Origin of the sequence: Westiellopsis prolifica IICB1, assembly GCF_004323185.1 — a bacterium.
Taxonomy (GTDB): Bacteria; Cyanobacteriota; Cyanobacteriia; order Cyanobacteriales; family Nostocaceae; genus Pelatocladus; species Pelatocladus prolificus_A.
On record NZ_NAPS01000001.1, the window covers coordinates 1,719,745 to 1,741,810 of the forward strand.

General features: G+C 39.6%; 10 protein-coding genes. 7 read left to right on the top strand and 3 right to left on the bottom strand.

The genetic code is table 11. From position 1 onward, the window contains the following. Positions 1-39: 39 nt before the first annotated feature. Both schE and B4U84_RS07345 read right to left on the bottom strand, forming a co-directional pair. Positions 40-1,233, bottom strand: a complete 1,194-nt coding sequence (schE, locus tag B4U84_RS07340) for a schizokinen exporter SchE (protein WP_131116535.1) — start codon at positions 1,231-1,233, stop codon at positions 40-42. 130 nt (positions 1,234-1,363) lie between these two features. Further along, positions 1,364-3,916, bottom strand: a complete 2,553-nt coding sequence (locus B4U84_RS07345) for a TonB-dependent receptor domain-containing protein (RefSeq protein WP_131116537.1) — start codon at positions 3,914-3,916, stop codon at positions 1,364-1,366. 628 nt (positions 3,917-4,544) lie between these two features. Between B4U84_RS07345 and B4U84_RS07350 the strand changes: the two genes are divergently transcribed. The 7 genes from B4U84_RS07350 to B4U84_RS07380 all read left to right on the top strand — a co-directional run bounded on the left by B4U84_RS07350 (position 4,545) and on the right by B4U84_RS07380 (position 20,514). Next, a complete protein-coding gene (locus B4U84_RS07350; RefSeq protein ID WP_242677561.1) occupies positions 4,545-5,444 on the top strand; it encodes a TauD/TfdA family dioxygenase in 900 nt (299 codons plus the stop codon). 85 nt (positions 5,445-5,529) lie between these two features. After that, on the top strand, positions 5,530-6,099 hold the full coding sequence (locus tag B4U84_RS07355; protein WP_131116540.1) for an FcoT family thioesterase: 570 nt from the start codon (positions 5,530-5,532) through the stop codon (positions 6,097-6,099). A gap of 5 nt (positions 6,100-6,104) precedes the next feature. Then, on the top strand, positions 6,105-6,398 hold the full coding sequence (locus B4U84_RS07360) for an acyl carrier protein (RefSeq protein WP_131116541.1): 294 nt from the start codon (positions 6,105-6,107) through the stop codon (positions 6,396-6,398). Then, positions 6,395-13,747 carry a non-ribosomal peptide synthetase gene (locus B4U84_RS07365; RefSeq protein ID WP_131116544.1) on the top strand — a complete coding sequence of 2,451 codons (7,353 nt, stop codon included), beginning with the start codon at positions 6,395-6,397 and terminating at the stop codon, positions 13,745-13,747. The genes B4U84_RS07360 and B4U84_RS07365 overlap by 4 nt, the downstream gene beginning before the upstream one ends. 202 nt (positions 13,748-13,949) lie before the next feature. Then, entirely contained in the window at positions 13,950-17,327 is a 3,378-nt protein-coding gene (locus tag B4U84_RS07370; protein WP_131116547.1) for a non-ribosomal peptide synthetase, read from the top strand. Between the two features lie 97 nt (positions 17,328-17,424). After that, positions 17,425-18,981 (top strand): long-chain-fatty-acid--CoA ligase, encoded by a 1,557-nt coding sequence (locus B4U84_RS07375; protein WP_131116550.1) that lies wholly within the window; start codon positions 17,425-17,427, stop codon positions 18,979-18,981. A 234-nt stretch (positions 18,982-19,215) separates the two neighbouring features. Then, a complete protein-coding gene (locus B4U84_RS07380) occupies positions 19,216-20,514 on the top strand; it encodes an MFS transporter (RefSeq protein WP_131116553.1) in 1,299 nt (432 codons plus the stop codon). Between the two features lie 41 nt (positions 20,515-20,555). Here B4U84_RS07380 and dnaN read toward each other — a convergent pair whose 3' ends face one another. Next, positions 20,556-21,725: a DNA polymerase III subunit beta gene (dnaN, locus tag B4U84_RS07385; RefSeq protein WP_131116556.1), complete on the bottom strand. Its 1,170-nt coding sequence runs from the start codon at positions 21,723-21,725 to the stop codon at positions 20,556-20,558. Between the last annotated feature and the right edge of the window lie 341 nt (positions 21,726-22,066).

Sequence of the window (22,066 nt, forward strand, 5' to 3'; positions counted from 1 at the left end):
CATTAGGTTTTGCCAAAAACCGTTTGGGTAAAACAGCCTTTATCTGTTTTCTATGTTTTCTTGAGCGTATGCTTTCGGAATCACAAGTACACTTAATAAACTCACAACTGCACTGATGATAAACATCACCGTGTATCCTGCTCGTTGAGCAATAATTCCACTGAGAATCGTGGCAGCAATTCCACCTAAAAACATAACCGAAACTTGAATAGTATAATCAGTTGCAGCAGTTGCGCGATCGCTCTTATCCATCATGGCACTAAGCAAGGCTGTATAAGCCATACTTTGAGTGGCGCTGACTAGAATGCACACTGCATACAACACAGGCAAACTGGCAACGCCCATTGCTGGTACGATGTACAAAAGTGTGGTCAAAGCTGCTACCAGTCCAAACAAAATTAAAGACTGTCTGCGTCCCAAACGTGTAATTATCACTCCAGCAACCAAGGCTAGAGCAATGCGGGCGCTGTAGCTAACTATACCCAATAACCAGCCAATGTCTGATAAAGACAAACCCCTATCTACCAAAAGCGGACGAATCATTGTACTCGTCATACTTTCACCCGCCATATACAGCAGAACAACGAAAAGCCACGGTAGGATTTTTGGGCGAGAGAAAAAGCGAACAAATATTTGGAAATAGGATTTGTTAACTTTTGAATTTGCTAACGCTTGTTCTCTATAAAGCAAAGTTGGTATTAAATTGAGCAGTATAAAAACCGACATAGCAATTAAACTATACTGCCATCCCACTTTTTCCAACAGAATCAGCGCCCCACCACCGCCAATAATTGCTCCGAAAAAATTTCCCCCAGCTTGAATTGCATTACCTAATCCTCGTTCTTGAGGTTCGAGCAAATTTACCGCTAATGCATCAGTAGCAATATCTTGGCTAGCAGAGAACAAAGACGCCAAAAACATGCAAATAAGCAAACCCGTCAAGTTATTTTGAATATCAATAAAAGCATTAAAAAATATAATTGCTGCTAATAACAATTGAAAACAAATAATCCAACCGCGATAATGTCCTAAATTACCTATACGGTAACGATCAATTAATGGCGACCAAAGAAACTTTAGCCCCGAAGGAAGAATTAAAAAACCCAAAAATCCAATCACATTCAGCGACATATTTTGTTGTCGCATAAAAACAGGTAATGCCTGAATAAAAAATGTGGTAGGAATGAACTGAGAAATATAAAGAGTAGCAAGCAAAATCAGTTTATAAAGCATAAAACAAAGCAGGGTAACGCCTTTTTTAAACCACACCGAATATACATCCCACCCCTTAATCCCCTCCCCGCAAGGGGGGAGGGGCGGTTTTGGCGTTAGACAAAACCGGGGTGGGGTTCTTTGTTTTGTTTCAAAGATTCGCACGGACTTGCACACCATATGTTACCGGATCACCAAATCCCGCCGTCACATTTGGTGGTGGGAAAAAGAATCCAGAAGTAATATAGCGAGTATCAAATAGGTTATTTGCATATAAATAAATGCCGTAGTTAGGCCCTTCGTAACCAATACGAGCATTTACTAATGCGAAGGGATCTTGTTTAATTGCATTGGCATCATCAAAATAATTTGTCCCGTAGCCGCGTAATTCTAAACGAGCAAAAATCCCACCGGGACTACGATATTGAGCTGCTAAATTATAGGTAAATTCTGGCGAGAGGGGAACGCGATTGTCACTAAAATTTGCACCAGTAAATGGATTTGTATAATCTTGGAATCTGCTGTCTACATAGCCAACTGAGCCAATTAAATCTAGTCCTTGTACAGGAGTGGCTTTAATTTCAAATTCTACTCCGGTGATGTTGACATCAGCATTGGCGACGTTGCGGAAAAATCCGAAGTTATCAGCTAGTAAGATTTGATAACCATCAACATTGGTATGAAATACTGACAAGTTTGCTGTTAAGCGATTGTCTAGCCAGGAAGATTTTAAACCGATTTCGTAAGTCCAAGATTTTTCCTCTCCATATCGGCGTGTGTCTTCTGTGTCGGCGCGGTAGTTGAAACCGCTTGGTCGATAACCTTTGGAGATTGTGCCATAGGCCAATAAATTTGGGTTGAATTGATATTGCAAGCCAAACCGAGGAATCCATTCATCGCTTTTTTGATCTGCTCCCCGTAGTTCGGGACTGCTAGGGATGACTCCGCCATTGGGAATTTCATAGACACGGCGGCGATCTAGGGAGAGGTTAGAAGATTCATAGCGCAGACCTGCAAAGAGGGTCAATGGTTCAATTGGTTTGTAATCTAGTTGTCCGAAAACGGCGTGGGTATTACGAAACTGTTCTGCGGAAAGGCGATCGCGTCCTGGGGAAAATAAGCCAAAAGCTGTGGCTCCAGTTTCTGTGTATTCGATTGTGTCATTGGCGGCATTGAATTCGCGAGACTCGTAGTATCCACCTAAAAGCCAGCGTAAGCGATTAGCACTTTCTGGGGATTGAAACCGGATTTCCTGTGACCAGACTGTAGAATTTATATCGACAATCTGCCGCAGAAAGTCGCGCTGGGGGACGTTATCTCCTAAAAAGTTATCTTGATTGGTAAAGCGTCGTGCTGTAATTGAGGTAACTTGGAATCCTGCACCGTCATAGTTAACTTTTAGGGCTTGGGTATCACTACTGACTCGCGCGTGACCATCAACTGTTTGTTCACTTTTGAAGGGATCGTCACTGTTGCGGGGGACAAAGGTAGGATTACCACTATCGGTATAATTAGCGTACGTGTTAAATGATACGTTCCATTCTGGTGTTGGTGTCCAAAGGAATTGCGCTCGTCCGACGAGTTGCGATCGCTCTCCAACTGTGCGATCAAGAAAGACATTATCTACCAAACCATCTCGTCCGCTGTAGACTCCAGCAAATCGAAACCCAAGCTTGTCAGGAATCACCGCATTGCTCAGTGATAGTTGCACTTCCCGGCTATTATAGTTGCCGTAACTAGCTGAAAATCGCATTTCAGGAGAATCCGTTGGCTGACGGGAAATGATATTCACCACCCCACCAGGACTGCTTCTACCATAAAGCGTACTTTGTGGACCTCGCAGTACTTCTACCTGTTGCAAATCAATCAAACCCAAGTCTAAAAAGCCACCGTAATCAAACGGAACATCATCGATATAAAAGGCGACACTATCTTGGCTAGCGAGAAAGTTAAAGTTGCTCAAACCCCGCATACTGTAGTAGTTAAATTCCGCACCCCCGGAAGATGTCGGAAAAAAGCTAAAGTTGGGTGTGTTATTGGCGATCTCACTGAAAGAACTAATTTGAGCATCTTCGAGTTCTTGCTGAGGAATCACCGTCAGACTCAGTGGTACATTCTGTGCGTCTTCTGAGCGCTTCTGCGCGGTTACTGTCAGTTCAATATCTGGTTCGCTGGGTTTTTGGTTATTGGCTGACGGTTGAGTTTCTGGTGTTGTTGGTGTCACTCCTAAAACTAAACCTTCATCGCTGTCAAACAGTTCGACGTTTGGGATCTGTGTTGTTCCCACTACGGTGATTTGGATACTATTTGCATCTTGATTCACCGCCACTATTTCCGTAATTCCCGCAACTGGCTTTTCTTGACGGAATGTATTACCACTTGCTAAACGCAGTTGTGCATTGGGAATATTTGCAATAAAGTTATTACCTTCAATTTTAGTTGTGACTTGCAATTTGTCAGATGCAGTTGTTTCTAAAATAACTTCTAATCCACTAGCTGTTTGATTCAACTTTATCCCTGTTACTGGAATAGTAGACTGCTTTTGTTGAGCTAGCCACTGCTTAACAGTTCTATGAGGAAGCTGAATATCTGAAAGTTGGGGAATTTGATTATCTTCTTTTGTTGTAGCTAAAGCTTGTTGATTGATAAATATGGCTAGTATTACAGCTAGTCCAAAATTTCCCAGTAGATACAGTTTCCTCATTCGCTCCTCACACCAAAAAATGATCTCAAATTGTCAAGAAAATTTAACTAAAATTAGGCTATTAGTAGCAAATTTACTCAAGCGTTTATGTTGCTCAATTGTTTGCCTTTGCGGTAACAGTGTCAAATGACGAACTGTCATACTTTCGTAAATGGTGTTCTCGGTTGAAAAGGGGTGTGGGGGTGTGGGGTGTAGGAGGAGTCAAACAATTTTGGATTTATTCCCAGGATAAATCCCCTTTCTTATACCCTGCTCGGAATGGTCGGTCAATCGATTTTGGATTTTCGATTTTGGAAAATGGAATTGACAATCTGTCTTACAACTCACCTCCACCTTGTTCAGTAGAGGAGAAAGTGTGATGCTTTTTGATGTTTTGTGGTAAAAATTTTTTGCTCAGGTATTAGTTCACTAACTGTAATGTTTGACAGCCTGTCGTTTGACAGTTATGGATGCATTGGTCACAATGAATTTTAACGTTTAATCTGATATTTAATAATGCAAAATACTCATAAAAATAGTATTTTTGCTTTATACAATCAAGATTTTATTCAATAAATATTCATTTTAAATATTTAAATAATTAGCTAATAATTCGACTTGTTTTAGATTTTTTCAAGGGTAAAATTAATTGAATAACGGTGAAATTATGAAAATAAATTTACCATCTTTAAAATCTATTGGTGCAGAAATTTTAGATATAGATGTTGTTTGCGTTACTCCATCAGAAGTTAAACTAATTAAACAACTTGTATATGAGCATAAGTTGATTGTCTTCAGAGAACAAAATATTAATGAAGACCAATATTTAGAATTTGCCCGCAAAATAGGAACGCCACAAATCTATCCTCAAGATAATTATCATCATCCAGATTATCCCGAAATATTTGTGTCTGCGAATATTGCTAAAGATGGGAAAAAATTTGGAGTCAAAGGAACTGGTAGATATTGGCATACTGACTGTGCGTTTCTGGATGAACCTCTACCATTGACGATGTTATATCCGCAGATTTTGCCAAATTCGATGAGAGAAACTTACTACATTGATATGCAGGAAGTTTATAAAAATCTGCCTACTAATTTGCGGGATTATGTTGATGGGAAATACATGATACATGAAGCTAAATGGCGTTATAAAGTGCAAGAGTGGGATATTGACAGAGCGATCATTGATATTATGAATGATTTTGAACAAAAATTTCCGCCTGTTAAACATCCAGCGATTATTACTCACCCCGTTACTCAGGAAAAAATATTGTACATGAATCAAGGTTTTACCACTGGAATTGTGGGTTTTGATTATGAAATTAATCAAAAAGTTTTGCCAGAATTATTTGCATTTATTGAACGTGATGAGCATATTTATACGCACGTATGGAAAGAGGGTGACATTATTTTGTGGGAGAACAGGTCTTTGAATCATAAAGCATCTATAGTACCGGAAGGTGAAAAAAGTGTGAGCTATCGTATCGGTATTTATGATGGATTACCATTTTATGTTGTTGATGAAGAGCTAACTTTAATATCCTGATATTGAGTTGAGTACTAAAGTACTCACTACGAACGAGAAGTTAATTTTACTGACAAATCCATTGAGTTCAATAATTAGCAAATTTATGGATATAAGACATAATTTTCATAATATAGATGATGTAAATCAGAATTTATTAGATACTTTTTTGGAGCCATATAAACAAGGTTGTAAATATCTGAAAAAGGCTCAATTTCAATATTGCGAACCAGTAAATCAAGGACAATGGTTTTTGAAAGCTGATTTTTCGATTCCTGAATCTTGCTATATTGCTGATACTGGACATTTTAATTCGGTAGAGTTTAATATTTGCTATAACCAATTATTCTATGTGATGATAGCTTATTTGGTAGAAAATAAGTTATTGGATGTCATGAAAGATTGGGATTTAGAAATATATAAACGCCGTCAATTAAGTGATTTTTTGATTGTCAAATTTTTCAGCACTTTTAAAAAACCAATTAACTCTAGTAATTTTCAAGGAACTCTAGGAATTAATAAATTTTCGGCTCGTGGTGATTTAATTATGCTTAAGACATCATGCGCCTTTTATGATGATAATGGTGGTTGGTCTGAAGGTGAAGTTACTATCGCCATTCTGAATAGGAAATCGAATCAAGATATTCATAGCGATCGCTCAACTATTCTTGCTTAAACCGCATGTCTAAAATTGCATTTTTCACAACTTATATTCAAGAAGAAATAGCTAAAGCAATTGGAATCAGCGCCTCTCAATTAGATGTTGAGATGTCTTTGAATTATTTGGGACTTGATTCACTGATTGCTGTAAAGCTGAGAAATAAGTTTAGAAAAGAGTTGGAAGTAGATGTTCCGGCGGTAAAATTTCTAGAAGATACTAGTGTTGCAAATCTAGCAATATTAGTAAATGAATTGAGCGAAAATGCTGACTCGAAAATAGAAAAGGATGATGAGTGGTTGGAAGGAGAATTATGAATTTAGTTGAGTTTCTCACGCACCTCTCACAGCAAAATATAGAATTGTGGATTGAAGATCATAAACTGCGTTATCGCGGTCCCAAAGAAGTATTAACTTCCACAGTTTTAAATCAAATTAAGCAGTACAAAGCAGAAATTATCGATTTGCTGCGCCAAGGTGTTTACTCTTCTAAATCTTATCCTCTTACTTACGGTCAGCAAGGTTTATGGTTTTTATATAAACTTGCACCCACAAGTGCAGCTTATAATATTGCTTTTACAGCTCGCATCCGCTCTTATTTAAATATTCCAGCTTTACAACGAGCGTTTGAGAAGTTGATTGCTCGTCATCCGACTCTACGAACGACATTTGGACAAAAAGATGGTGAACCTTTTCAACAGGTTCATGAATACCAAGAAGTTTGTTTCGAGAACACCGACGCTTCAGCTTGGAATGAAGATGAGTTGACGAGTAAAGTCATCGCAACATATCAGCGTCCCTTCGATTTGGAACAAGGTCCTTTATTGCGGGTAAATCTCTTTATTTGCTCTGAACAAAATTATCTAATTTTACTGACGATACATCACATTGTTGTTGATGGTTTTTCTTTTGGAATTCTTCTTGATGAGTTGCGTCTGCTCTACGAAGCGGAAAATACGGGTCGAGTCGTATCCTTACCTGCTATTAAGTACCAATATCTAGACTTCGTACAGTGGCAAAGAAATATTTTAGCAAGTTCTGTGGGCGATGAACTGTGGAATTACTGGCGCCAACAATTAGCGGGTGAGTTACCAATATTAAAATTACCAACTGATCGACCACGACCACCAATTCAGAGCTATCGGGGAGCTTCCCATACTTTTGAATTAAATCAACAGTTGATTTCTGAGCTTCGAGAAATGGCGAAAGTTCAAGGAGCAACCCTTTATATGACTTTGTTAACAGCATTTCAAGTGTTGCTTTACCGCTTGTCAGGTCAGGAAGATATAATCGTGGGTGCGCCTGTTGAGGGTAGAAGTCAGCCGGAATTTGCCGAAACTGTGGGGTTGTTTGTCAATATGTTGGCTTTACGGGTAAATTTGGCTGGAAATCCGACATTTTCTCAGCTTTTAACTCAAGTCCGCCAAACTGTATTGGATGCTCTAGCTCATCAAGATTATCCCTCTACTTTATTAATAGAGCGATCGCAACTCAACCGCGATCCGAGTCTTCCAGGTCTTTTTCGAGTTTCCTTTAACTTGTTAAAGCTCAGTGAAATTGCTAAAGACTATGAATTATCTGTATTGAATCAAACTCAAATTCGAGAAGATTGGGGTGGGTTAACTCTCGAACCTTTTGTGATTCCCCAGCAAGAAGGACAGAATGATCTTGTCTTCGATATGATGGAGACAACTGAATCATTACTTGGTATCTTCAGGTACAACACCGATTTATTTGAACAGGCGACAATTACCAGGATAGCGAGTCATTTTCAGACTTTGCTCGCAGGGATTATTGCTCACCCAGAACAGCAAATTGGTTCATTACCTCTGCTAACGGAAGCTGAAGAAAATGATTTGCTCTGGAAGTGGAACAACAACCAAGTTGAGTATCCCCAAGATCGAGTTATTCATCAGTTGTTTGAGAACTGTGTGAACAAGACACCAAACGCTATTGCGGTGGTATTTCCAAATGTAGAGACGTTCCATGAAACGTCTTTACAAATTACCTATCAAGAATTAAACAGCAAAGCGAACCAACTCGCACACTACCTGCGTTTTTTGGGAATAGGTCAAAACCAGCTTGTGGGAATTTGTGTGGAACGTTCCCTAGAAATGATAGTTGCATTATTGGGAGTTCTCAAAGCGGGTGGAGCTTATCTACCTTTAGATCCTGCGTATCCTCAAGAACGCTTGAGGTTCATGCTGGGTGATTCCCAAGTATCAGTATTGCTGACTCAACAAACATTAGTAGCGAGTTTACCAGTAGAGGATTTAACTGTAGTTTGTTTAGATCGAGATTGGAAAGAGATTTCCCAGGAAAGTGAAGCGAACCTGGTGAGTGATGCGACATCACAAGATTTAGCTTACGTGATTTACACATCAGGTTCCACAGGGAAATCTAAGGGAGTGGCGATCGCTCATCGCAGTTTGGTAAATGCATTTCATGCTTGGGAAAAAGCTTATCAACTCCAGTCTCTGACAAGTCATTTGCAAATGGCGAGTTTTGCTTTTGATGTGTTTTCCGGGGATGTAATTCGCGCTCTTTGTAGTAGCGCTAAGTTGGTTTTATGTCCGCGTGAGTGGCTGTTGGAACCAGAAAAGTTGTATAAACTGATGTTGGTGGAGAAGATTGATAGCGCGGAGTTTGTTCCCGCTGTGTTGAGAAACTTGATTCAGTATTTGGAAAGAACTCAGCAAAATCTTCACTTCATGAGGTTGTTGGTAGTCGGTTCAGATAGCTTGTACATCAAAGAATATCAAGAGTTTCAGCGTTTTTGTCACGAGCAGACACGTTTGATTAATTCCTATGGGGTAACGGAAGCGTGTATTGATAGCACGTATTTTGAATTGGGGATTGGGGATTTATCAGTGCGATCTTTTGAAAGAAATGGATTGGTTCCGATTGGTCGTCCATTTGCAAACACGCAAGTTTATATCTTAGATCAGTATCTGCAATTAGTTCCGATTGGGGTTGCGGGTGAACTATATATTGCTGGTGCTGGTTTAGCTCAAGGTTATTTAAATCGTCCCGATTTAACCAAAGAGAAATTTATCCCTAATTCCTTCTACCCGCACTCCCCTATTTTGTACAAAACAGGAGATTTAGCGCGTTATCTTCCTGACGGTAATATTGAATTGCTCGGTCGAATTGATGATCAAGTGAAGATTCGGGGTTTCCGAATTGAACTGGGAGAAATTGAAGCAGTTCTGAGTAGTCATCCGCAAGTACAAGCAGCAGTGGTGATGGTTCGAGAACTGCAAACCGAGAATAAATCTATCGTTGCATATGTTGTTTCTCAAAAGCAGTCCTTAACAACTAGTGAATTGGGTAACTTTCTCAAACAGAAGTTACCTGATTATATGATTCCGTCTGCGATCGCCATCTTGGAAACTTTACCTTTAACACCCAACGGTAAAGTAGATCGACGTGCTTTACCAATTCCAGATCCAGAACAGAATCGAGAAATAGACTTTGTTCCACCGCGCACAGCAACCGAAGAAGCGATCGCTAATATTATCGCTGTTGTTTTGGGACTCAAACAAGTAGGCATTCACGATAATTTTTTTGAATTGGGGGGACATTCCCTACTTGCGACTCAAGTTATTTCTCGATTACAACAAACCTTAAATATTGAGTTACCGCTACGCTGTTTGTTAGAATCTCCCACAGTTGCTGGATTGAGTGCAGCACTTACATCTTTCACAAAAACAGAATCTTTAGTTGATTTACCAACAATTGTCCCAGATCCAGAACAGCGCTATCAACCTTTTCCCCTCACCGACATTCAACAAGCTTATTGGTTAGGACGCAATGAAGCTTTTGAATTGGGGAATATTGCTGCTCATGGTTATTTAGAACTAGATTGCGATCGCTTAAATTTAACAAAGTTGAATCAAGCTTGGCAAAAACTGATCTTGCGTCACGATATGCTCCGCGCAGTCATTTTACCAGATGGTCAACAGCAAATTCTGCCAACAGTACCTGCCTATGAAATAGAAGTTTTGGATTTGCAAGATTTAGACATGATGCGTGAGCAGATGTCCCATGAAATCTTACCTGCGGATCAATGGCCTTTATTTAGAATTCGAGCTACACCTATAGATGAACAGCGTACCAGACTCCACCTCAGTTTTGATGCTTTGATTGGTGATGCTTGGAGTTTGTTTGTCCTGATGCGGGAGTGGTCACATCTATATATATATAGTAATTCTGAATTTGGATTACCACCCTTAGAACTTTCCTTCCGCGATTATGCGCTTGCGGAATTAACTTTAGAAAATACATCCCAATATCAACGTTCTCAAGAATATTGGTTTAACCGACTAGATAGCTTACCACCAGCACCAGAATTACCCCTAGCAAAAAATCCGAATGCGATCGCCAATCCTCGGTTTCAACGTCGCAGTTCGCAACTGTCTTCAGAACAATGGCGAAAATTACAAAACCGCGCTCACCAATTTAACTTAACTCCTTCTGGAGTTTTACTGGCTGCTTTTGCAGAAATCCTGAGTCAATGGAGCAAAAGTCCCCAGTTTATTATTAATCTCACACTATTTAAGCGTTTACCTTTACATCCCCAAGTCAATGAGATTGTCGGAGACTTCACCTCTTTGACACTTTTGGAAGTTAATCACTCAGTTCCTCAAAGCTTTCGCAACCGCGCTCAACAATTACAGCAACAACTATGGCAAGATTTAGATCACGGTTATATCAGTGGTTTGCAGGTACAGCGAGAACTTAGTCGTCAACGCGAAAGTTACCAATTGATGCCGGTGGTATTTACTAGTACCCTGGGTTTAGAATCACTTGGTCAGAATACATCAATATTAAATCAGTTAGGCGAGATCGTTTATAGTATCAGTCAAACCCCGCAAGTTTGGTTAGATCATCAAGTTAGAGAGCAAAACGGAACTTTAATATTTAACTGGGATGCGGTTGAAGAACTTTTCCCCGCAGGTTTGCTCGATGATATGTTTGCTGCTTACTGCGATTTGCTCCAACGACTAGTTACCTCAGATGCTGTTTGGAGCGACCAGCGACAATTACGAAAACCCACAATTGCAAATCATCCCACCGCACCAATTTCTGAAGAAACTTTGCACAGTTTGTTTATCAAGCAAGTGCAAATCCAAGCCAATTCCCCAGCAGTTATTACCCCAGAGCATACCCTAACTTACCAGGAATTATACCAACGCGCTGTACAATTAGCATCTCAACTGCAAGAATTGGGAGCTACCACCAACAATGCGATCGCGATCATCATGGAAAAAGGTTGGGAGCAAATTGTCGCTGTACTAGGAATTTTAATCTCCGGTGCGGCTTATCTTCCCATCGATCCCGAATTACCAGCAGAACGACAATCGTATTTACTCACCCAAGGACAAGTTAAATTAATTGTCACTCAACCCCATCTTCACCGATCTTTGCCATTAGGTGTTCAACAAGTATGTGTGGAAAGTCAACTCACAGGAGATTGGTCAGATATAAAACTAGTCCAAACTCCCGATGATTTAGCTTACATCATCTACACTTCCGGTTCCACAGGTTTACCCAAAGGGGTAATGATCGATCATCGGGGTGCGGTAAATACAATCTTGGATATCAACCGACGCTTTGGAATTAAATCAAGCGATCGCATCTTAGCGTTATCAGCATTAAACTTTGATCTCTCAGTCTACGACATCTTCGGTATGTTAGCGGCGGGTGGAACTATTGTTATCCCGTCCCCAAATAAAACTAAAGATCCCGCACATTGGTTAGACTTAATCAAATCAGAGCAAGTTACCCTGTGGAACTCAGTTCCAGCTTTGATGCAAATATTGGTAGAATATCTTGCCAACCAACCACAACAAACATCATCTCTACGTTTAGCTTTGTTGAGTGGAGATTGGCTACCTCTAAATTTACCAAAACAAATCCAAACATTGTGGTCAAATGTCCAAATCGTGAGTTTGGGAGGAGCAACAGAAGCTTCCATCTGGTCAATTTACTATCCAATTACCCAAATTCACCCCAACTGGAAAAGTATTCCCTACGGAAAACCACTTGATCATCAAAAAGTTTATATATTAAATCATAATTTGCAGCCAACTCCTGTTTGGGTGACAGGACAACTATATATAGGAGGAATCGGTTTAGCAAAAGGTTACTGGAACGACCAAGAAAAAACAAACGCTACCTTTATTACTCATCCCGACACCAAAGAAAAATTATATAAAACAGGTGACTTGGGACGCTATTTACCCGATGGGAACATAGAATTTTTAGGAAGAGAAGATTTTCAAGTCAAAATCAACGGTTATCGCATTGAACTCGGTGAAATTGAAGCAACATTAAAACAGCATCCCACCATCAAAGAAGCAATAGTCACCACAGTCGAACAAACACAACAACTAATCGCTTATATTGTGAGCGAACGCAACATTACACCAACTCCCAATCTAGGGGAAGCTTACCAACCACCTCAACAGGAAGGAGTATTGAGCGATCCTGGAGAACGCATCGAATTTAAACTTCAGCAACCAGGAATCCGCAAATCAGAATCATCTCAAATCACTATTCACTTACCGAAACCGGAATTTGACCAAACACCTTATCTAGAACGCCAAAGTTACCGACAATTTCTACCCCAACAGATTTCCTTAGAACAATTTAGCAAATTTCTCAACTGTCTCCAGCAAATCCAACTCGGTGATTATCCCATTCCCAAATATCGCTATCCTTCTGCTGGAAGTCTTTATCCCGTACAAACTTACTTATTCATCAAACCCAACCGCATCGAAACCCTTCCAGCAGGAATATATTATTATCATCCCAGCGACCACCGTTTAATCTTACTCCACAGCACCAACGAAATAGACAGCAGCGCTTACCGTGAGAACCAACCACTTTTTGAACAATCTGCTTTTGCAATATATTTGATTGGGAAACTGAGTGCGATCGCACCGATGTATGGAGAACTCGCCAAAAACTTCTGTCTTTTAGAAGCAGGACACATCGGTCAATTACTCATGAACAGCGCACCAACCCAACAAATCGGACTCTGTCCCCTTGGTTATCTAGAATTTCCCCAAATTCAAGATTTATTTAAATTAGAAGCAAATCAGATTCTCCTTTATAGCTTTATCGGTGGAAAAATAGATCCAACTGATTCTCAGCAATGGTCATTACTTAAAAACACCCAAACTGCCAAATCAAATTCTACCCAACTACGAGAATATCTACAGCAAAAACTTCCACAATACATGATACCTGCTGAATATATTCTCATTGACACCTTACCCCTAACCCCCAACGGAAAAATAGATCGAAAAGCTTTACCAACTCCCAACCTCACAACATCCAAATCAGCAACCTTAGTACCCCCGCAAACCGAAATCGAAAAAACAATAGCCGAATTCCTGCAAAAACTCCTGCAAACCGAAGCAGTCGGAATACATAATAACTTCTTTGAATTGGGAATAGACTCACTCAAACTCGTGCAATTGAAAAATCACTTACAAACTCAACTCCAAATCAACATTTCCATGCGTCAACTATTAGTCGAAACAACCAACATTCAACAACTAGCATTAGCAATTGACGAACAACAAATCATAGCCAAAATCACACAAAAACCCTTACCCACAGAACAAGACGACGACAAAGAAATAATCCAAATCTGAATATATTATTCGTGTGCATCGGTATTTGTTATAGAACCTAAGCACACTCTACTACTAGCGTGTCAAGGCTAAAATGTTGCAATAAATTTCTCTTATATCTCTGCGTTCTCTGCGCCTCTGCGGTTTATCAATACACTATTTAAAGATAGACACGCCACTACAAACCCTTAGTGTCTTGGCGGTTCAATAAAACAAAAAAATTATGAACAGAAACCAACTTTTAACCGAACTCCAAAAACGAGGAATCAAACTCTGGTTAGAAAACGACCTCTTAAACATCGAAGCACCAAAAGGAGTCTTAACACCAGAACTACGCCATTCCCTCAAAGAACATAAACAAGAAATTATCAAACTACTAAATCTCAACAATACAAAAACAACTTCCTTACCAATCATCAAACCAAATTCTCAGCAACATCACCAACCATTTCCACTCACCGACATCCAACAAGCACATTGGTTAGGACGCAACAAAGTATTTGAATTAAGCCATGTCAGCAACCATGTTTATATAGAATTTGAAACTAGTAATTTAGAAATATCACGCCTTACAGCAGCTTGGCAAAAACTCATTCAACGTCATGATATGCTACGGGCGATAGTATTACCCACAGGAGAGCAACAAATTTTAGAAAAAGTTCCAGATTATCAAATTACCATCTTAGACTTGCGAGAATTTGAAACTCAAAAAATCGAAACAGAATTAACAGCAATTCGCGAACAATTATCTCAAAAAAACTTCCCTTCACACCAATGGCCTTGGGTTGAAATTCGAGCCACTTATTTAAACAAACAACAAATCAGACTCCATATCAGCATGGATTTATTGTTGATAGATGCTGCAAGTATTCGGATTTTATTTCACGAATGGAATCAACTTTATCAAAATCCCGAATTATCATTACCACCATTAGAATTATCATTTCGAGATTATGTGATTACAAAAAATTCTCTCCAAAACTCAGAATTAGTCAAGCGATCGCAAACTTACTGGTTTAATCGTTTAGATACCTTACCACCAGCACCGGAATTACCCCTAGCTTGTTTTCCTAGTGAATTAAAAGAGTATACATTCAAACGCCGTGCTGGAAAACTGGAACCCCATATATGGCAAAAATTAAAACAGCGAGGTCAAAAAGCAGGTTTAACTCCTTCTATAATCTTACTGACCGCTTTTGCAGAAATTTTAACTTTGTGGAGTAAACATCCTCACTTTACTCTCAATTTAACTGTACTCGAACGTCTACCCCTCCATCCTCAGATCAATCAAATTATTGGAGATTTTACCAATACAAATCTCTTAGCAATAGACAATTCATCCCCAAACACATTTACAGATCTAGCTTTAAAAATACAGCAACAATTACTACAAGACTTAGATCATATCTATATTAGTGGAGTAGAAGTACTGCGGAAATTGCTCAGTCAAAAGCAAACAGAATTGACCGCAGCTATGCCTATAGTATTTAGTAGTGTTTTAGGTTTGGGTTCTTTTACTCAGAGAGATTTAGAATATAACTTTTTGGGAGAGGTGGTGTATGGTATTAGCCAAACCCCCCAAGTTTCCCTAGAACATCAAGTTACAGAACAACATGGAACCCTAATTTTTAACTGGGATGCGGTAGAAGCACTCTTCCCTATTGGGATGTTGGATGAAATGTTTACAGTTTACTGCAATTTATTGGAGCGTTTAGCCGAAGAAGATAAATTGTGGACAGAACCCATAGAATTATTACCACCAATCCCAATTCATCCTCATACACCAATCCCGCAAACAGCTTTACTCCATACTTTGTTTTTTGAACAAGTATCCCAACGTCCACAACAACAAGCTGTAATTAGCAGCGATCGCATTCTCACCTATCAAGAGTTAAGCGATCGCGTCACTGAATTAGCGCAAAAACTAGGCGATCGTTCTCAGGTGGCGATCGCCATTATTATGGAAAAAGGTTGGAAACAGGTTGTCGCTGCTTTGGGTATCCTTGCTGCTGGTGCGATCTATGTCCCCATTGATCCGGAACTACCAAAGGAACGTATATGGTATTATTTACAACAAGCAGAAGTCAAACTGGTACTGACTGAAACTCGCCTTATTCATAGCCTGGAATATCCAGAGAATATCCCAATTCTGTGTATAGATTCTCTACAACCTTTACCGTCTTATCCACCATTAAAGCAAATCCCAAAACCCACAGACTTAGCTTATATCATCTACACCTCTGGTTCTACAGGAACACCTAAAGGTGTGATGATTACTCATCAAAGTGCAGTCAACACAATTTTAGATATTAACGAACGCTTTGGTATCAATTCAAGCGATCGCATCTTAGCAATTTCTGCTCTCAGTTTCGATCTCTGTGTTTACGACATCTTCGGCATCTTAGCAGCTGGAGGAACAATAGTCATTCCTGATCCTATAAACAGCAAAGATCCATCTCATTGGAGCGACTTAATTACCAAACATCAAATCACAATTTGGAACTCCGTTCCTGCTTTCATGCAGATGTTAATTGAGTATAACTCAAATCAACCTCAAGTTCTATTTAATACTCTTAGGTTAGTTTTATTGAGTGGTGATTGGATACCCCTGAATTTACCCACTCAGATACAAGCATTATCCCCAGAAGTCGAAATCATTAGTTTAGGAGGAGCAACGGAAGCTTCCATCTGGTCAATTTATTATCCAATTACCCAAATTGACCCCAACTGGAAAAGTATTCCCTACGGAAAACCATTAAAAAATCAATATATTTATGCATTAAATAAATCTATGAAAATATGTCCTGTTTGGGTGACAGGAGAATTATATATTGGCGGTATCGGACTAGCAAAAGGTTACTGTAAAGACGAAGAAAAAACAAACTCTAGCTTCATTACTCATCCCGACACCAAAGAAAAATTATATAAAACAGGTGACTTGGGACGCTATTTACCCGATGGAAATATTGAATTTTTAGGAAGAGAAGATTTTCAAGTCAAAATCAACGGTTATCGCATTGAACTCGGTGAAATTGAAGCGATATTAAAACAGCATCCCACCATCAAAGAAGTTGTAGTCACCACAGTCAGAGAAACACAACAGCTAGTCGCTTATATTATTCCACAACCAGAGCCAAACATCACCACTAAAGAAGTACGTTCTTTTCTCCAAACCAAATTACCAACATACATGATCCCCTCTACTTTTATCTTTTTAGCATCTTTCCCGCTCACAGCAAATGGTAAAGTGGATCGTCAAGCGCTACCTATCCCTGAACCTACGCAACCAGAATTAACACAAACTTTTACTCCTCCTCGTAACCAAGCAGAAGAATTATTAATAGCAATTTGGACTGAATTATTTCAACTTCAGCAAATCAGCATCCATGACAACTTCTTCGCATTAGGCGGACACTCGTTTTTAGCACTACAATTAATCTCAAAAATCAATCAAAAATTTAGCACAAATATTCCTCTCAGTACACTTTTTTACTATCCAACTGTAGCCGAATTAGGAATTTTCGTCAGTTCTCTTACTACAAACTTAAGCAATAAAAGGGAACAGGGAACAGGGGACAGGGGACAGAGTGGTTTGGGATGAGGATTTAACCCCAACTCAAACAAACAACTTATAGAAGATGGGGTTTTAAACCCCGATGGGGAATAGATAAAAAATAGACAAATTTTGGGAAATACCAATGATATATAATCATGAAATTTCAACATTAGCAGAATTAGCCTCTGTACAAGCTCACAAATTTCCAGACGCTAAAGCTTTGAGATTCAATGATCATATTCTCACCTATCTACAACTCGATTCACAAAGTAATCGTGTCGCTAACGCACTTTTAGCCCAAGGAGTAAAGGCGCGATCGCGAATTGCATTATTAGCAAAAGATTCACTTCATAGTTATGAAATTTTATTAGCTTGCTCTAAAATCAACGCCGTTTTAGTACCGATTAATTGGCGTTTGGCTGCTTTGGAAATTAGCTATATTATCAATGATGCTAAGGTTGAAGTGATTTTTTTTGGTTCTGAATTTCATCAACTGCTTGAATCAATTAAAGACCAACTCAACGACATCAAAACTTTCATCAACCTAGAAAAATATTATACATGGTATCAGCAAAATAGTCAAACTCAGCCTGAAATTACGACTCAGCCCGATGACGTTGCTGTGCAAATCTATACTAGTGGGACGACCGGGCGACCAAAAGGTGTACAGTTGGGACATTACAGTTTCTTTGCGATCGCCAAGGAATTTTCCAAACAAAATCAAAGCTGGATCGGTTGGAATCAAAATGATCAAAGTCTGGTAACTTTACCTTCCTTCCACATCGGAGGTTTATGGTGGACTATTCGTGGTTTAGCTGCGGGCGCGGAAAATGTTTTACTCGCAACTTTTGACAGTGTTCAGGTTCTCGAAGCGATCGCCAAATATCGAATCACCAAAACCTGTATGGTTCCCGCGATGATTCAAGTACTGTTATCTGAACCTAGCTGTCAACAAACAGATTTTTCCTCATTGGAATATATCGTTTACGGTGGTTCTCCCATTGCGGAATCAGTTCTCAAACAAGCGATCGCTACATTTAACTGTAAGTTTGTGCAAATTTATGGTATGACCGAAACAGGGAACTGTGCTGTATGTTTACCTGCGGATGATCATACCTCTAGCAATCACGATAGGCTAAAATCTGCTGGTAAAGCCTTTCCTGGTGTATCGATAGCCATTTTAAATTCTCGTTGTAAACACGTAGAATGTGGTAAAATAGGTGAAATTTGTATTAAGTCCCCTGCCAACATGATTGGTTATTGGCAATTACCAGAAACAACAGCAAACACATTAGTAGATGGCTGGATTCATACTGGTGATGCAGGTTATGTTGACGCCGAAGGTTACATTTATATTTGCGATCGCGTTAAAGATATGATTTGCTGTGCTGGCGAGAATATTTATCCGGCAGAGATCGAGAATATATTATATGCACATCCAGCCGTAGCCGAAGTAGCCGTAATTGGAATTCCCGATCAAGATTTTGGCGAAACAGTAAAAGCGATCATCGTTTTAAAACCAGGAATCAAAGCAACCGCACTAGATATTATCAGTTTTGTCAAAGGAAAAATAGCCGATTTTAAATTACCTCGAAGCGTTGAATTTGCCCAATCCTTACCCAGAACACCCAGTGGTAAATTACAAAAAGGTAAACTGCGGGAAAAATATTGGCAAGGATATCAACGTCGCGTGAATTGAAAATGGGGATCGGGGAGCGTGAATTGAAAATGGGGATCGGGGATCGGGGATTGGAGATTGGGGATCGGGGATTGGAGATTGGGGATTGGNGAATTGAAAATGGGGATCGGGGAGCGTGAATTGAAATTGGGGATTGGGGATCGGGGATTGGAGATTGGGGATCGGGGATTGGAGATTGCGGATCGGGGACAAGGGAAATACGGGAGACAAATGACAAATAACAAATGACAAATTATGCGAAATTCTAAAATTCCAATTTGGCAACCGTTAACTGTACGCAATTTTCTACTTTTATATATTGGTGAAAGTGTTTCGCTGCTTGGCGATCAATTTTATTTAGTAGCATTACCTTGGTTGACAATTCAGTTAACTAACTCTGGTGTGAGTTTAGGTACAGTATTAATGGCAGCAGCGATCCCGCGTGCTGTTTTAATGCTAATTGGTGGTGTGGTGAGCGATCGCTTTTCACCTCGCTCCGTTATGCTTGTTTCTAATGCCTTTCGCGCAGTACTGGTTATCTTATTAACAACAATAGTTGCTTTAAAACTGACGCAGCTATGGCATCTTTATTTGTTTGCGATCGCCTTGGGTATCACGGATGGCTTTTTTATTCCCGCCGCCAAGTCAATCATACCTAGTCTTGTCAGCAAAGAACAGTTAGTAGCAAGTAACACTTTAAGTCAAGGCACTTCCCAACTAATTCTATTAATTGGGCCTGCTTTAGGTGGTTTACTGATTGCAACTAGCGATATTGAGACAGCGTTTGCAATTGATGCTGTTACTTTCATTTTTACAACCGTCACACTTTTGCTAATGAAAAGCAGTCTGAGGTCAAAGACAGAAAAGACAATTCCAGACACTACATTGGATGAAAAATCAAAACAAGTCTATGACTCATCTATTCAAAATCCTACCTTAACTAACAAAGCTGTTCGTTTAATTGCTAGTATCCGTGAGGGACTGAACTATGCATGGCATAATCCGGCTCTCAAAGCAGTTTTGTTGGTGTTAGTGATGTTAAATTTTCTTTTTATCGGTCCGTTACAAGTTGGTATGACATCACTAGCCCATAGTCGCTTTCCAGGAGGGGCTGTTGCTTTAGGAATAATGAATTCGGCTTGGGGTGGTGGTGGATTGTTAGGAACGCTCATGCCTCAACTTTTGCAACACCTGCCAAAGTTGGGAATTTTAATGCTGAGTCTTGCTAGTATACAAGGTTTTGGTCTGTTCCTCCTCAGCTTCATCCCAAATATAGTACTGGCTAGTATAACAATCGCTATATTGGGTTTATGTAGTGGGTTTTTTACTGTTGTAGGAATTACTTGGATTCAAAAGCAAACTCCACCTGAAATGCTAGGAAGAGTTATGAGTTTGGGAATGCTTTCTTCCTTTGGTATTGCTCCTTTTTCCTACGCTTTAGCTGGGATCTTAGCTGATTTAAATCTGACAATTCTTTTCAGTGTTACAGGTGGTATCATGCTGCTCGCAACTGCCTTGTTGACAGCCAATCCATCAGTACGCACAATTGATTAGAGACTTCTCAATCAAAAAATGGCAGCATCCCAAATTTATATTCAATTACGCAACTGTACAGGCATAGCTAAATAGGTCATTTTTAAACCACCCAAAGGAGTAAAAATTACTGGGGTAAGGTTTGTATTCATCTGCATTAAAATTTCGGAAGCTGGCAAAGCTTTTAAGCCTTCCATTAAATATTTAATGTTAAAAGCTATATCTATATCTTCTCCTGATATCTGGGCTGGCATAGATTCCATTGCACTACCCACATCTTGAGATTCTACAGACAAAGTTATTTCTTGAGCATCACCATTAACGCTGACTTTCACCAAATTATTTTTTTGGTCTGCGAGTACAGCAATTCGTTCTAAACTACTTAATAATTGCTTTCTTTCTAATGTCAATTCTCTTTGAAATTGTTTGGGAATGAGTAGATGGTAAGCAGGATACTGCCCTTCTAAAGTGCGGCTAGTCAAGCGTTGATGCTGCCATTCAAATACAACTTGACCTTGATCAAAATACAAAACCACAGGTTCTTCAGATTCAGAACTATGAGCCAACATCCGCTCTAATTCCCGTAAGGCTCTTGCTGGTACTGTTACCTCTAAACTATCTTTGCTACTAGCGTCTGGACTCTCATTTGTAGTTTCTACCACTGCGAGGCGATGTCCATCGGTAGCCGCAAATTCTAGGGTATCTTGCTTAATTGTCAAATGTACGCCAGTCAGTACTTGCTTGGTTTCATCTCCACTAGTAGCAAACAATGAACCGCGCAAACCTTCAATTAGTGTAGTAGCACTGAACTGCATAGGTTGAGCATTTTCAATTACAGGTAATTCTGGAAATTCTTCGCCTCCCATTGCTCGCACCTGATAACGTCCGCTCTTAGGTGTGAGTGTGACAATTAAACCGCTATAGTCTGGTAAGTTCTCGACTGTGGGAGATGATTCATCCTCTAGGGTAATTTCTCCCTCTGGTAAACGAGAAACTATATCATTGAGTAATTTCGCAGGTAAAGCGATCGCTCCTGGTTGTACCACATCAGCACTGAAACTAGTGCGGATACCCAAACTCAAATCAAACGCTGTTAAGCTAACTTGATTTGTTTCAGCATCAGCCTGCAACAGCACATTCGCCAGAACTGGATGAGTGGGACGAGAAGGAACAGCACGGCTGGTTAGTGAGAGGTGAGTACTGAGATCGCTTTGAGTACAAACAAGTTTCATGGTCAAACTTAGCTGGTGTGCTTGGATATGGTAGCACTCTTAGGCAAGGATCGGGGATCGGGGATTGGGGATCGGGGATTGGGGGTAATAGGGATTGGAAATTATTGGAAACTAATAATTACTAACCACAAATGTGTGTAAATTGTGGAAAACTTGTGGAAAAGTTGGGATATTTTTCCACAAGGTAATTATGCTCATTAAAGTTTTCCACAGAATCTTCATGAGTTTTCCACAGAATCTTTATGAATTTTCCACAATCTAATTTATTCTTAATACTTTTTTATAGTTTACTTAATAATTTGAGTTGTTTGTCAAGTGTCATTGGTCAAGTGTCATTGGGA

Coding starts and splice junctions, on each gene's coding strand:
- schE (WP_131116535.1), bottom strand. CDS start 1,233: ATGCTTTATAAACTGATTTTGCTTGCTACTCTTTATATTTCTCAGTTC.
- B4U84_RS07345 (WP_131116537.1), bottom strand. CDS start 3,916: ATGAGGAAACTGTATCTACTGGGAAATTTTGGACTAGCTGTAATACTA.
- B4U84_RS07355 (WP_131116540.1), top strand. CDS start 5,530: ATGGATATAAGACATAATTTTCATAATATAGATGATGTAAATCAGAAT.
- B4U84_RS07360 (WP_131116541.1), top strand. CDS start 6,105: ATGTCTAAAATTGCATTTTTCACAACTTATATTCAAGAAGAAATAGCT.
- B4U84_RS07365 (WP_131116544.1), top strand. CDS start 6,395: ATGAATTTAGTTGAGTTTCTCACGCACCTCTCACAGCAAAATATAGAA.
- B4U84_RS07370 (WP_131116547.1), top strand. CDS start 13,950: ATGAACAGAAACCAACTTTTAACCGAACTCCAAAAACGAGGAATCAAA.
- B4U84_RS07375 (WP_131116550.1), top strand. CDS start 17,425: ATGATATATAATCATGAAATTTCAACATTAGCAGAATTAGCCTCTGTA.
- B4U84_RS07380 (WP_131116553.1), top strand. CDS start 19,216: ATGCGAAATTCTAAAATTCCAATTTGGCAACCGTTAACTGTACGCAAT.
- dnaN (WP_131116556.1), bottom strand. CDS start 21,725: ATGAAACTTGTTTGTACTCAAAGCGATCTCAGTACTCACCTCTCACTA.